This window comes from Microbacterium sp. K2, assembly GCF_051365005.1.
Classification (GTDB): Bacteria; Actinomycetota; Actinomycetes; order Actinomycetales; family Microbacteriaceae; genus Microbacterium; species Microbacterium foliorum_B.
Genome location: NZ_JBLWII010000001.1, coordinates 1,535,159 through 1,548,144 on the forward strand (window position 1 = coordinate 1,535,159; position 12,986 = coordinate 1,548,144).

Consider the following 12,986-nt stretch of genomic DNA (forward strand, 5'->3'; position numbering starts at 1 on the left):
CGTGCAGGAGGCGCTCGACCGCGCTGCCGAGGCGCCACTCCCCCGCACACTGATCGACATCCTCCGGGACACCACCGAGCGGCATCCCGATGCATCGGCAGTCGAAGACGCCGACGGCGCTCTGAGCTACGCGGAGCTGCTGGCTCAGGTGTGGCGCACCGCCGCCGTGCTGCGAGAGCAGGGCGTGAGTCAGGGCGATCGCGTCGGCATCAGGATGACCTCCGGCCGCCGTGACCTCTACATCGCGATCCTCGGCGCGATGGCGGCCGGCGCGGCATACGTCCCGGTCGATGCGGACGACCCCCAGGAGCGGGCCGATCTCGTCTTCCGCGAGGCGCGCATCGTCGGCATGATCACCGACGCGGGCTACCGCCCCGCAGACACCTCTGACGCGAGGGAGCTGTTCTCCAGCGCGACGCCGCATCCGAGCACCTCGGCGGTGCCCGTCGTCGCACCGCCGACCGTCGACGACGACGCGTGGATCATCTTCACGTCCGGTTCGACCGGGGTGCCCAAGGGCGTCGCCGTCTCGCATCGATCCGCGGCGGCGTTCGTCGACGCCGAGGCGCGCCTGTTCCTGCAGGATGCTCCGCTGGGCCCCGGCGACCGCGTGCTCGCGGGCCTGTCGGTCGCGTTCGACGCATCGTGCGAGGAGATGTGGCTCGCCTGGGGCCACGGCGCGTGTCTCGTTCCGGCGCCGAGGGCTCTGGTCCGGTCGGGCGAGGATCTCGGTCCCTGGCTGCTCGGGCACGGCATCACGGTCGTCTCGACGGTGCCCACGCTCGCAGCCCTGTGGCCCCAGGATGCGATCGAGAACGTGCGCCTGCTGATCTTCGGCGGCGAGGCCTGCCCACCGGAGCTGGTCGCGCGGCTGGCATCCGACGGACGCGAAGTATGGAACACGTACGGCCCGACCGAGGCCACGGTCGTCGCGTGCGCGTCCCTCATGGACGGCACGGGTCCGGTGCGCATCGGCCTGCCCCTGGACGGCTGGTCGCTGGCCGTGGTCGATGCAGAAGGTCAGCGCGTCGCCGACGGCGAAGCGGGCGAGCTCATCATCGGCGGCGTGGGCCTCGCGCGCTATCTCGACCCCGCCAAGGATGCCGAGAAGTACGCACCGATGCCGACGCTCGGCTGGGACCGCGCCTATCGTTCCGGCGACGTCGTGCGCGTCGAGCCCGAGGGCCTGATCTTCCAGGGTCGTGCCGACGACCAGGTCAAGATCGGCGGGCGCCGCATCGAGCTCGGTGAGGTCGAGACGGCGCTGCAGGGGCTGAGCTCCGTCTCGGCGGCGACCGTGGTCGTGCAGAAGACCGAGGCCGGAATGCCGATCCTCGTCGGCTATGTGGTCCCCGACGAGGGCTTCGACCGGCAGGTGGCGCGCGGCGAGCTCGCCGAGATGCTGCCCGCTCCCCTGATTCCGCTGCTCGCGACCGTCGATGACCTGCCCGTCCGCACCTCCGGCAAGGTCGACAAGGCGGCGCTCCCGTGGCCTCTCGATTCCGGCGATGAGGGCGAATCGTCGCTCTCCGGCACCGCCGCCTGGCTCGCCGAGCAGTGGTTCGCCGTGCTCGGCGTCCGCCCGAGCGATGAGGACGCCGACTTCTTCCAGCTCGGTGGCGGCTCACTCGCTGCCGCGCAGCTGGTCTCGCGCCTGCGCACCCGCGCGCCAGAGTTCACGATGACCGACGTCTACGATCTGCCGAGGCTTCGTCAGATGGCCGATGCCGTCGACGACGAAGCCGACGACGAAGACACCGCTGAGCGGGTCTTCAGCCAGCAGGCACCGACACCGCGGCGGATGCAGTGGGTGCAGACGATCGCGGGGCTGCCGCTGTTCGTGTTCACCGGCATCCGCTGGCTGCTCTTCGTGCTCACCGCGAGCTGGATCCTGCGCCTGACCCCCGGATTCGAGTTCCTTCCCGCCGTTCCGGTGTGGGCGATCATCGTCGGCCTGGTGATCTTCGTGACCCCGCTGGGCAAGATGACCATCGCCGCGGTCGCTGCCCGCCTTCTGCTCGCCGGTCTCCGGCCCGGCGACTACCCTCGGGGCGGCGGCGTGCACCTGCGTCTCTGGCTCGCCGAGCAGATCGCGCAGCAGGTCGACCCGGTGGGCCTCGCGGGTGCGCCCTGGGTCGTCTACTACGCCAGGGCGCTCGGCGCACGCATCCACAAGGACGTCGATCTGCACACGGTGCCCCCGATCACGGGCATGCTCGACATCGGGGCCGGGGCCTCGATCGAGCCCGAGGTCGACCTCACCGGGTACTGGATCGACGGCGACACCGTGCGCATCGGCGGCATCCGCATCGGCGCCGACTCGACGATCGGCGCACGCAGCACCCTCGCTCCCGGCACGAAGATCGGCCGCGGCGCCGAGATCGCACCCGGTTCAGCCGTGTTCGGGCGCGTCCGGTCAGGGCAGCGCTGGGCCGGATCCCCGGCAGCACGCGTCGGCGGTGTCTCGAAGCCGTTCGCGGCCGGTCGTCCGCCGAGCCGCACCCGCTGGCTGTGGGCCTACGCCGCGTCCTCGGCGTTCCTCGGCCTGCTGCCTGTCGTCTCGCTGGCCGCAGGCGCATGGGTGGTGACACTCGGCATCCGAGGAGCTGACTCCCTCGCAGCCGCGATCCCCGGCATCCTGGCGTTGCTGGTTCCCGCCGTGCTGCTCGCGGGTGTGGTGTTCGCCGCCCTGGTGCTGCTGCTCGTGCGCGTGCTCGGGGTCGGCCTGGGCGAAGGTGTGTACCCGGTGCGCTCCCGCGTCGCATGGCAGGCGTGGACGACCGAACGACTGCTCGACTCCGCGCGCACCTTCCTCTTCCCCCTGTACTCCAGCAGCTTCACGCCGTTCTGGCTGCGCGCTCTCGGTGCCGACGTCGGTCGCGATGTCGAGGCGTCGACCGTGCTGCTCATCCCGAAGCTCACCACGATCGCCGACGGCGCGTTCCTCGCCGACGACACGATGGTCGCCACCTACGAACTGCAGGGCGGGTGGATGCGACTGGGCACTGCGCGGATCGGCAAGCGCGCGTTCCTCGGCAACTCCGGCATGGCGGCCGGCGGGCACAACGTGCCCCGCGACGGTCTGGTGGCCGTGCTGTCCGTCGCCCCGCCCAAGGCGAAGGCCGGGTCGTCGTGGTTGGGCTCGCCCGCCGCGCGACTGCGTCGAGTGGTCAACGACTCCGACCTCGAGCGCACCTATCGCCCCCGCACCGGTCTGCGCATCGCGCGAGCGCTCTGGGAGCTGGGCCGCGTCATCCCGGTGTTCGTGACCTGTGCGATCGGACTCGCTGTGATGCTCACGCTCGCCGCAGTGGTCGAGACATGGGGGCTCGGATGGGCGGTCGTGCTCTCGGGCGTCGTCATGCTCGTCGCCGGCGCGATCGCCGCCCTTGTCACGACGGCGGCGAAGTGGATCATCGTCGGGCCGATCCGTGCCGGAGAGCATCCGCTCTGGTCGAGCTTCGTCTGGCGCACCGAGGTGTCCGACACGTTCACCGAGATGGTCGCCGCCCCCTGGTTCGCGAACGCGGCTTCCGGCACGCCCGCCCTCGCCATCTGGCTGCGCACGCTCGGAGCCAAGATCGGTCGAGGCGTCTGGACCGACAGCTACTGGCTGCCCGAGCCCGATCTCGTGACGCTCGGCGACGGCGCCACGGTGAACCGCGGATGTGTGGTTCAGACGCATCTGTTCCATGATCGAGTGATGAGCATCGACGCAGTGACCCTCGAGAACGGTGCGACCCTCGGGCCGCACAGCGTGATCCTCCCCGCGGCGACGATCGGAGCGGATGCGACGGTCGGCCCTGCGTCGCTCGTGATGCGCGGCGAGTTCGTGCCCGTCGGCAGCAGGTGGAGCGGCAACCCGATCGGCCCCTGGCGTGCCGTCAAGGTGCGTTCCTACCAGGCCTCCGACGCATGAACGTCGACCCCTACACCCCGCACAGCGGCGACCGGCGCTACGGGGTGCTGCACTACGACCTCGCCATCGACTACCGCGTGACCACGAACCGCCTCGCGGGCATCGCGACGATCCGGTTGCGGATGCACGAGTCGGCCAAGCACATCTCCTTCGACCTCGTCGGACTCAAGGTCACGAAGGTGCGGGTGAGCGGCGACCGAGCCGCCTCGTTCCGGCAGGACGACCGGCGGCTCAAGGTGACCTTCGGCGGAGAGCGCGCGAGCGGTCAGGAACTCACCGTCACCGTCGAGTACTCGGGGGCTCCCTCGCCCCGCCGCACCCGGTGGGGACTCCTCGGCTGGGAAGAGCTCGAGGACGGCGTGCTGGTCGCGTCGCAGCCGACCGGCGCTCCGACCTGGTTCCCGTGCAATGACATCCCCTCCGACAAGGCCACGTATCGCCTGCAATTCACCGCCGATCCCGAATACACCGTCGTGAGCGGCGGCGCAGCCACCCGGTCTACGCAGCGGGGCCGCACTCGCTGGACCTTCGACCAGCCGGTGCCGACGGCCACGTATCTGATGACGGTGCAGCTCGGTCAGTACGACGACGACAGGGTCGAGCTCGGCGCGACGCCGGGGCGGCTGTTCCACCCTCGGGCGCTCGCACCGAGGGTGCGCTCCGACTTCGCCGCACTGCCGCAGATGATGGAGACGTTCGTCGAGGCATTCGGCCCGTACCCCTACGAGTCGTACAAGATCGTCGTCACCCCCGACGTGCTCGAGATCCCGCTCGAAGCTCAGGGCATGGCGATCTTCGGCGCCAACCACGTCGACGGTCTGGGTGGAAGCGAGCGGCTGATCGCGCACGAGCTCGCACACCAGTGGTTCGGCAACAGCGTCGGCGTCGCCCGTTGGCAGGACATCTGGCTGAACGAGGGATACGCGTGCTACTCGGAGTGGCTGTGGTCCGAGGCCGCGGGAGGGCCCACCGCCCACGCGAAGGCCCTGATGCATCACGCCGCTCTCCGCACACTCCCCCAGGACCTCGTGCTCTCGGATCCCGGCCCGAACGACATGTTCGACGACCGCGTGTACAAGCGCGGCGCCCTCACCCTGCATGCCCTGCGCCTGACGATCGGCGACGAGCGGTTCTTCGCTCTGACGCGCGAGTGGACGTCGCGCTTCGCTCGCCTCGCGGTGACGAGCGACGACTTCCTCGGACTGGTCGACGAGGTCGCCGGCGGTCAGGCGCGCGCCCTCGTGCGGACCTGGATCGACGAGCTCCCGCTGCCCGCACTCCCCGCTGCCCGACGCCAGCGCTGACGGCAGAGAATCAGCCGACCGCGACGCTCAGCACGTATCCGGGCGGCCCGATGAGCGTCGTGACCTCGAGGGGCTCCAGGCGCCCGGGGAGCACGGCCGACCACACGCGCGGTTCCACGCCATCGGAGCGCGGCTGCAGGAGCACCTCAGACGGCTCGATCTCGAAGCCGCGACCATCCGCCTTGACGGCCGCTTCGATGCGCGTCCACGCCGCGAGATCCGGAGCGCTGCCGTCGGGGAACAGCGGCCCCAACCCGTCGAGGCGGCCATCGGCTGTCGCCTGCTCGACGTCGACGCCCAGCAGGGTCGACCCCGCTGTCGCCGCCACCACGACCAGATCCTCGGCGTGGCTGACGCTGAGCGAGACGCCGGCGGAGCGCGGCTGGCCGTGATCCGCGCCGCATCGGGCACAGCGGCTGGAGAGCCGAACCTCGTCGGACCCGTGCAATCCGCGCACGAGTTCGCGGATCAGTGCCCTCCCCGCCAGAAACCCCTGGGCCCGACTGCCGGTCAGCTCGCGGAAGCGGTCGATCTGCCCCTGCCCCATCGCGGCGGCGTCGGATTCGGTGAACCCGTGAAGGTCGGAGGGCCGCGCCCACACGACGTTCACGTCGCGCCAGGTGATCTCGCCCATGAATCCGCCTGCTCCCGTCGGATCGACAGCTGCAGACCGGCGGCTCAGACCTCGAAGTCGACGGCCACGCGCGACGCGACCACCGAGCGCACGTACGCCACGACCTCTTCGTGAGCCGGGTGCACCTGGTACTGCTCGAGGGCCTCGATCGAATCGACGTCCGCAACGAGGGTGACGTCCCAGTTCGCGTCGGGATATGCGACGTTCGCGCCCGCAGAGACCGAGCGAAGCTGCGGCACGACGCCGTCGAGTGCATTCAGCCTGCGAGCGACCTCGGCGGCCTGCTCGGAGCGCGTCGCTGCATCGTCTGCGGCGAGCTTCCAGGTGACGACGTGACGAATCATCGCGCTTCCTTCTCCAGTGCGTCGTGCTGCACGGCGGATTCGAGAGCATCGCGCAGCCGGTCGGCCGACAGGCGCCAGTGCGCATGCAGCTCCCCGTCGATGAGGACGACCGGGATCTTCTCCCACCACAGCTCGTAGAGTGCGGGGTCGTCCTTGATCGACGCCTCGACGATCTCGATGCGCTCGGCAGCCGCGTCAGGGAGTTCGGCGACCACGGAGTCGATGATCTCGGACGCGACGTCGCACAGGTGACAGTCGGGCTTGCCGATGAGGGTCAGCGTGGTCACGCCGACGGCACCTCGACATCGCGGCCCTGAGCGATCCACTCGCCCGTTCCACCCTCGACGTTGGTCGCGTCGTAACCGCGGGCTTCGAGCGCCTCGACCACGCGTGCCGAGCGTCCGCCGGCCTGGCAGATCACGTCGAACGACTCTGCAGGAAGCTCTTCGAGACGGTTGCCGATCTCGGACATCGGGATGTTGACCGCGCCGGGAACGTGTCCGGCTGCGAACTCGTCGACCTCGCGGACATCGATGAGCGGAGTGTTCGAACGTTCGGCGAGCTCGGTGACGGTGATCGACTTCATGGCATGCTCCTGCGACAAGTGGGAAACCGGGGGCAGAGACACAAAGCGCCCGTCCGGAGACAGGCGCTCGTGTCTGGTCGCTTACTTCTTGTTGCGACGCTGGTGGCGAGTCTTACGAAGCAGCTTGCGGTGCTTCTTCTTCGCCATGCGCTTGCGGCGCTTCTTGATGACAGAACCCACGGAAACCTCACTAAGTCAGTGGCTGGGTGTCGTCGGTGACGGACACCCGGGTACGGGCACGGAAAAATGCCTCGGATCAGTCTAGCAAACAGTGGAGCTCTCGCCGCACGCGCTCTCGAGACCGAGACGAGAGCGTCAGCCGACGTCGGCTATCGGTCGTTGCAGAGCATCGGCCACCGCGGATTCCGGAACCCGGAAACTGCGACCGAAGCGAATGGCAGGCAGCTCCCCAGCGTGCACCATTCGATAGACGGTCATCTTCGACACGCGCATGAGTTCGGCGACCTCAGCCACCGTAAGGAACCGGACATCTGGAACCTCGGGCATCCCACGTACCCCTTTCTCGATTTGTGCACACTCTAGGGGGAATCTGGGACGCGTGTAAACCCATGTGGCGTGTGTGATCAGTGAGGATCACCGGATCAGCGGGACTTGGCCGCTCTCGCCACTCGCTCGCGAGCCTCGCGGAGCGCCTGACGCTCGGCCTTGTGCGCGAGCCGGAGTGCCTTCTCGGCCTCCCGCACAGCCTTCTGAGCGTCCTTGAGGCGCCGATCACCCGAGAGCTCGACAGGGTCGAGGGCGATCCAGTCGGTCACCGGCTGAGCCGGCGCTCCGCGGTCGAGGAAGTCGATGTAGGCGGCGACACCGTCGAACACGCGCTCGATGCCGAACCGGAACGGATCGGAGGGCGAGGTGAACACCCCGTCGTCGATCGCGCGGCGCAGCGCAGGGAACTCGTCTGCCGTGATGACGCGGTCGTAGAGCTCGGACTCGCGGCGCGCCACCTCATCCGGCCCGAGTCCGCTGCCTCGGGCCTGCTCCGTGTAGCCGGCCTGCACGATTCCGCACCACCGCGCGTTCCCGGTGACCGCCAGCGCCACGGCCATGCGCTCATCTGCCGAGAGCGGCGTCGCCTCCAGCGCCTCGAGACTCGCGTCCAGCCACGCAGAGCTGTGGGGCGTGATCGGCGAGCCGTTGATCGGCAGAGACAGCATCCAGGGGTGGCGCTGATACAGCAGCACCTGCTCGGTGTACAGCGCAAGCAGCCTCGCGCGCCAGCCGTCGAGCTCTCGCACCGTCTCCGGCGGCAACCCCGTGGCCTGCTCCTGCATGAGCAGCAGCAGGTCGTCCTTCGCGCTCACGTATCGATACAGGGACATGGGCGTGAATCCGAGCGCCGCCGCGACGGCAGCCATCGACACGGCGCCGATCCCGTCGGCATCCGCCAACTCGACGGCAGCGTCGACGATGCGCTCCACGCTCATCTCGCGCTTGGGGCCCCGCTGGGGGTTCGTCGCGACCCCCCAGGCGAGTGCGATTCCGCGCGGCAGCTCCGGAGGCTCGATCTCGGTCATGCCGCCATCCTACTTCTGTATATTACGTAAACAGTGTGTTATCGTCATACACAGTTGTGTATCACGCACACAGTTTCACCCGAACACAGTTCCAGCATGGAAGGAAAGCACCGATGAATCAGGCGATCGAAGTCCGCGGGCTGAGCAAGGCCTTCGGAAAGAGACGAGTGGTCGACGACCTCGAGTTCACCGTGTCACGCGGCGAGGTCTTCGCACTGCTTGGGCCGAACGGCGCGGGCAAGACGACAACGATCAACATCCTCACGACGCTGACGACCGCAGACGCCGGCCGTGCTCTCGTCGCCGGGTTCGACACGCGCACCGAAGCTCGAGAGGTCCAGCGACGAATCAGCCTGACCGGACAGTCCGCCGCCGTCGACGACGGTCTGACCGCGATCGAGAACGTCGTGATGTTCGCCCGGCTTGCAGGCATGACCCGGATCGAGTCGGCACGCCGGGCGGCCGAGCTCATCTCGCGCTTCGACCTCACGGATGCGGCCACCCGATCCGTGCGGACCTTATCAGGGGGCATGCGGCGGCGTCTCGACCTCGCTCTGAGCTTCGTCGTCACCCCCGAGGTGCTCTTCCTCGACGAGCCCACCACGGGCCTCGACACCCGGAGCAGGCGCGATCTCTGGGACCTCATCCGCACAGTCGCGGCCGCGGGCACGACTGTGCTGCTCACGACGCAGTACCTCGAGGAGGCCGATCAGCTCGCCGACCGCATCGCGGTGCTGCACGAGGGTCGGATCGCCGCGCTCGGCACCGCCGACGAGCTCAAGGCGCGCATCGGCGGCGACACGGTCGAGCTGCACGACGCGCAGGGCGACCTGGTGCGCGAGATCGCGACCGACGGCACCGTCGCCGACCTGCGGCGAGCGCTCGACCGCCTCGACGAAGAGGGCCTCGACGGCGTCGTCTCGCTTCGCCGGCCGACCCTCGACGACGTCTTCCTCGCAGTCACGACGGCCGAGCCCGTGGCCGAGCTCACGAAGGAGCGCTCATGAACGCCACGACAGCGGTCACCCTCACACCGCCCTCGACCTTCCGGCCGCGCCCTCGTCTGCGGGGCCTGACCGCCGAGGCCGTCTTCGTGGGCCGGAGCCTGCGGCACTCGCTGCGCGACGGCGAATCGCTGCTGATGGCGATCCTGCTGCCCGTGATGCTCATGCTGATGTTCACATGGGTGTTCGGCGGCGCGATCGACCCCTCCGGTGCATACGTCGACTACGTCGTGCCCGGCATCATCCTCACGTGCGCCGGCTTCGGAGCCTCCTCCACCGCCGTGTACGTCGCAAACGACATGCGCACCGGGATCATCGACCGCTTTCGCACGATGCCGCTGCGCGCGGGGGCGGTGCTCACGGGTCATGTCGTGGCGAGCCTGCTGCGCAACCTGGTGGCCACCGCCATCGTGATCGTCGTCGGCATCCTGGTCGGCTTCCGTCCCGATGCATCGTTCATCGAATGGCTGGCGCTGGCCGGGCTCATCGCCCTGTACATCCTGGCGATCACCTACCTGTTCGCAGCGATCGGTCTGGCGGCGAGGTCACCGGAGGGCGCGAACGGATACGGGTTCGTGCTGTTGTTCCTCCCCTATCTCTCCAGCGCGTTCGTGCCCGTGGCGAGCATGCCGGAGTGGCTGCAGCCCGTCGCGACCTACCAGCCGATCACGCCGATCGTCGACACGATCCGGGGCCTGCTCACCGATGCTCCGCTGGCGACTGAGCCGCTGTGGGCGATCGGGTGGTGCGTCCTGATCCTGGCCGGCTCGGCCGTGTGGGGTGCGTGGCTGTTCCGACGCAGAGCCGCGCGGCGCTGAGGAACGACTCCCCCGGACGGCTCACGCTCGTCACAGCGCAGACATAGGACGTATGCCGGAACCGCTCAGGCTGCGCTGGGATGCTGAATCCACGACTCACGATGGCACCGTCCGAGTCACGCGGGCTGGGGCCCGCGGCCACGCCCCCGATGACAAGCCCCCCGTTGTCGTCGGGGGCGACGTGCGTCCGGGGCGACGTGCGTACGGGGCGTCAGCCGCCGAAGCGCTTGAAGGCGTTGGCGACGACGTGCTTCGCAGATGCCGCCGCACGACCGACCACCTCTGCGGCGTGTGCCGCAGAGTCGGGCAGTGGCTGCCCGGGGTAGGCGATGTCCGGCGCGTCATCGCCGTAGGCGTCCATGAGGAACGGGACGAGCCAGTCGTCGACGACCTCGAGAGGCTCGACGGCGAGGCTGTAGAAGCGGCGCTGGCCGTCTTCGCGCACGCTGACCAGTTCGGCCTCGCGGAGCACCTTCAGATGCTTCGACACAGTGGGCTGGCTGATGCCGAGGTCGGCGACGATATGGCTCACGCTCGTGCCGGCGTCCCCTTCGGTGGTGCGTCGCAGGAGGAGCTGGAGGATGTCTCGCCTCGTACCGTCTGCGATCACGTCGAAGATGTCCGTCATGTGTTCAGGGTAGTCGTCCCTGGCACGGAGTACCATGACGAAGGCTCGGCGATCGACGTCGGGCAGCCGCGGTGCGTGGCGAGGTGAAGCGAAGGGGGACTCGATGTCGGGCATCGCTTCGGCGTCGTCACCTCGACAGCGTCTTCAGAACGTCGCATCGTGGGGCAAGCACCTCATCACCTCGTCGCCCTCACGCTTCGCGATCGTCATCTTCGCGCTGCTCATCCTCGTGTTCACCGTGCTGCTGTCACTGCCGATCGCGTCGGCATCGCGCACGGTCACGCCGCTGGCGGATGCGCTGTTCACCGCCGTGTCGACCATCTGCGTCACGGGACTCGCCACTGTCGACATGGCGAATCACTGGTCTCCGTTCGGGCATGTGCTGATCTTCATCGGCGTGAACATCGGTGGCCTCGGCGTGCTCACCCTCGCCTCTCTGATGGGCCTGGTCATCTCGAAGCGCCTCGGACTGCGGGCCAAGCTCATGGCCGCCGGCGACACGAACCCGCTTCGCGCACACGGCGGTGTGGTGAACGAGAGCCAGACAGTTCGACTGGGCGAGGTCGGCCAGCTCCTGCGCACCGTCGCCGTGTCGTCGCTGATCATCGAGGGCGCACTCGCAATCCTCCTCTACCCCGCACTGGTCCTGGCCAAGGTCGACCCGATCGCCGCCCTGTGGGAGGCCCCGTACTTCGCCGCGATGGCGTTCACGAACACCGGGTTCGCACCCAACGACGGCGGCGTGGCGGTCTTCGCCGACGACTACCTCGTGCTGTCGCTCCTGATGGTGGGCGTCTTCCTCGGAAGCATCGGCTTCCCCGTGATCTACACGCTGGCCAAGCACGTGTGGCACGTGAAGAAGTGGTCGCTGCACACCAAGCTCACCCTCGTCACCACCGTTCTCCTCTTCGTGCTCGGCGCAGCCGTCTTCCTGATCCTCGAGTACAACAACCCGAAGACGTTCGGGTCGATGGATGCCGCGGACACCACGTTCCAGGCGTTCTTCCTCTCGGCGATGACCCGTTCGGGCGGGTTCAACGTGATCGAGATGGACGACCTGAACGGGTCATCACTGCTGGCCGCCAGCATGCTGATGTTCGTCGGCGGCGGCTCGGCATCCACCGCCGGAGGCATCAAGGTGACCACTCTCGCCGTGCTCGCCATCGCCGTGTGGTCGGAGGCCAAGGGACGCCAGTCGGTCGAGGTCTTCGGCCGCCGCATCCCCAGTGACGTGCAGCGGGTGGCACTCAGCGTCGTCGCGTGGGGTGCCACGATCGTCGCGCTGTCGACGATCATCATCGCCCAGATCACCAAAGCAGACATCAGTCATGTGCTGTTCGATGTGATCTCGGCGTTCGGCACGGTCGGCCTCTCGACCGGCCTCACTGCTGAGCTCCCCGATTCCGCCAAGTACGTGCTCGCGACCACCATCTTCATGGGGCGCGTTGGTACAGTGACTCTCGCCGCGGCAGTCGCCGCGACATCGCGATCGCAGTATTACTCGCTGCCCGTGGAAAGGCCGATCGTTGGTTGAAGTGCTCCGGGGCGACGCTCCTGTCCTCGTGATCGGCCTCGGCCGCTTCGGCGCTGCATGCGCCGGCGAGCTCGATCGCCTCGACCGCGAGGTCCTCGCGATCGACGGCAACCTGGAGCTCGTGCAGAAGTGGTCCGACCGCGTGACGCACACCGTGCAAGCCGATGCCAAGAACATCGACGCGCTGCGGCAGATCGGCGCTCAGGACTTCCAGGTCGCGGTCGTCGCCGTCGGCTCATCCATCGAGGCGTCGGTGCTGATCACCGCGAACCTCGTCGACCTCAAGGTGCCCCAGATCTGGGCCAAGGCCGTCTCGCAGTCACACGGCAAGATCCTCGCCCGCGTCGGCGCCAACCACGTCATCTACCCCGAGCGTGAGGCCGGCGAGCGCGTCGCCCACCTCGTCTCTGGTCGCATGCTCGACTTCATCCGCTTCGATGACGACTTCGTCCTGGCGAAGATGTACCCGCCGAAGTTCATCCGCGGCGTGGGCCTGAACGAGTCCGGCGTGCGCAGCAAGTACAAGGTCACCGTGGTCGGAGTGAAGAGCCCCGGCAAGCCGTTCCGCTACGCCGAGGCGAACACGATCGTCACGAACCACGACCTCATCATCGTCTCGGGAACCAACAGCGACATCGAGCGATTCGCGGCGCTCGACCGCTGAGCCGGCCGCCCGCTCC

General features: G+C 68.5%; 14 protein-coding genes. 6 read left to right on the forward strand and 8 right to left on the reverse strand.

The window, feature by feature from the left end; genetic code table 11:
- The first annotated feature begins 1 nt into the window (after position 1).
- Positions 2-3,919 carry a Pls/PosA family non-ribosomal peptide synthetase gene (locus ACLKOY_RS07570; RefSeq protein ID WP_436453081.1) on the forward strand — a complete coding sequence of 1,306 codons (3,918 nt, stop codon included), beginning with the start codon at positions 2-4 and terminating at the stop codon, positions 3,917-3,919.
- A complete protein-coding gene (locus tag ACLKOY_RS07575; RefSeq protein ID WP_436453082.1) occupies positions 3,916-5,223 on the forward strand; it encodes a M1 family metallopeptidase in 1,308 nt (435 codons plus the stop codon). The genes ACLKOY_RS07570 and ACLKOY_RS07575 overlap by 4 nt, the downstream gene beginning before the upstream one ends.
- Positions 5,224-5,233: 10 nt before the next feature.
- On the opposite strand, the gene ACLKOY_RS07580 is transcribed toward ACLKOY_RS07575, so the two are convergent.
- From ACLKOY_RS07580 to ACLKOY_RS07610, 7 genes are all read right to left on the reverse strand, one after another.
- A complete protein-coding gene (locus ACLKOY_RS07580) occupies positions 5,234-5,857 on the reverse strand; it encodes a 4'-phosphopantetheinyl transferase family protein (RefSeq protein WP_436453083.1) in 624 nt (207 codons plus the stop codon).
- A gap of 44 nt (positions 5,858-5,901) precedes the next feature.
- Complete coding sequence (locus tag ACLKOY_RS07585) at positions 5,902-6,201, reverse strand: Dabb family protein (RefSeq protein WP_436453084.1); 300 nt, start codon at positions 6,199-6,201, stop codon at positions 5,902-5,904.
- Positions 6,198-6,488 carry a glutaredoxin family protein gene (locus tag ACLKOY_RS07590; protein ID WP_140036272.1) on the reverse strand — a complete coding sequence of 97 codons (291 nt, stop codon included), beginning with the start codon at positions 6,486-6,488 and terminating at the stop codon, positions 6,198-6,200. The genes ACLKOY_RS07585 and ACLKOY_RS07590 overlap by 4 nt, the downstream gene beginning before the upstream one ends.
- A complete protein-coding gene (locus tag ACLKOY_RS07595) occupies positions 6,485-6,787 on the reverse strand; it encodes a rhodanese-like domain-containing protein (protein WP_140036271.1) in 303 nt (100 codons plus the stop codon). Before ACLKOY_RS07595 ends, ACLKOY_RS07590 begins: the two co-directional genes overlap by 4 nt.
- A gap of 81 nt (positions 6,788-6,868) precedes the next feature.
- Positions 6,869-6,967, reverse strand: coding sequence for a 30S ribosomal protein bS22 (locus ACLKOY_RS07600; protein WP_003792170.1), 99 nt, complete (start codon positions 6,965-6,967; stop codon positions 6,869-6,871).
- 135 nt (positions 6,968-7,102) lie between these two features.
- Positions 7,103-7,294: a helix-turn-helix domain-containing protein gene (locus tag ACLKOY_RS07605; RefSeq protein ID WP_042538977.1), complete on the reverse strand. Its 192-nt coding sequence runs from the start codon at positions 7,292-7,294 to the stop codon at positions 7,103-7,105.
- A gap of 95 nt (positions 7,295-7,389) precedes the next feature.
- Positions 7,390-8,322, reverse strand: coding sequence for a TetR/AcrR family transcriptional regulator (locus ACLKOY_RS07610; protein ID WP_436453085.1), 933 nt, complete (start codon positions 8,320-8,322; stop codon positions 7,390-7,392).
- A 113-nt stretch (positions 8,323-8,435) separates the two neighbouring features.
- Between ACLKOY_RS07610 and ACLKOY_RS07615 the strand changes: the two genes are divergently transcribed.
- Positions 8,436-9,329 (forward strand): ATP-binding cassette domain-containing protein, encoded by an 894-nt coding sequence (locus tag ACLKOY_RS07615; RefSeq protein ID WP_436453086.1) that lies wholly within the window; start codon positions 8,436-8,438, stop codon positions 9,327-9,329.
- Positions 9,326-10,144 (forward strand): ABC transporter permease, encoded by an 819-nt coding sequence (locus ACLKOY_RS07620; protein ID WP_436453087.1) that lies wholly within the window; start codon positions 9,326-9,328, stop codon positions 10,142-10,144. Before ACLKOY_RS07615 ends, ACLKOY_RS07620 begins: the two co-directional genes overlap by 4 nt.
- Positions 10,145-10,355: 211 nt before the next feature.
- Here ACLKOY_RS07620 and ACLKOY_RS07625 read toward each other — a convergent pair whose 3' ends face one another.
- Positions 10,356-10,772 (reverse strand): ArsR/SmtB family transcription factor, encoded by a 417-nt coding sequence (locus ACLKOY_RS07625; protein WP_140036267.1) that lies wholly within the window; start codon positions 10,770-10,772, stop codon positions 10,356-10,358.
- A gap of 103 nt (positions 10,773-10,875) precedes the next feature.
- Between ACLKOY_RS07625 and ACLKOY_RS07630 the strand changes: the two genes are divergently transcribed.
- Both ACLKOY_RS07630 and ACLKOY_RS07635 read left to right on the forward strand, forming a co-directional pair.
- Positions 10,876-12,306: a TrkH family potassium uptake protein gene (locus tag ACLKOY_RS07630; protein ID WP_436453088.1), complete on the forward strand. Its 1,431-nt coding sequence runs from the start codon at positions 10,876-10,878 to the stop codon at positions 12,304-12,306.
- Positions 12,299-12,970 (forward strand): potassium channel family protein, encoded by a 672-nt coding sequence (locus tag ACLKOY_RS07635; protein ID WP_042538973.1) that lies wholly within the window; start codon positions 12,299-12,301, stop codon positions 12,968-12,970. Before ACLKOY_RS07630 ends, ACLKOY_RS07635 begins: the two co-directional genes overlap by 8 nt.
- The last annotated feature ends 16 nt before the right edge of the window (positions 12,971-12,986 follow it).